Here is a 345-nt window from a genome sequence, read left to right on the forward strand (position 1 = left end):
CGCCCGGCCGGTTGGCATCGGCCCAATCGGTCCGCTCGCATTTGCGGCGGAACTTGTCGGGCATCGCGGAGAAGATTGTTGTTTCGATCAGGCGCGGCGGCGTTTCCAGATACATCATGCTCGTTGTTTGTCTTTTGGGCTGGCGGAATGCGCGGCAACATAGGGGACAATCTCGAACGCGTCGATTGCCGCAGGGGTATCGTAGATGGGGTAACGGGCCGGCCGCCCGCTCGCTACGGCGCGATTTGCAAGCGCGCTCGCGAGCGGCCTGTTGGTTGGCAGGCGGTCGTCCCTCAATCTGATGGTGTTCAACGGAGTCGGGCAAGCCCGCTCCAAGCATCATGA

Source organism: Sphingomonas plantiphila, from assembly GCF_046000505.1.
Lineage (GTDB): Bacteria > Pseudomonadota > Alphaproteobacteria > Sphingomonadales > Sphingomonadaceae > Sphingomonas > Sphingomonas plantiphila.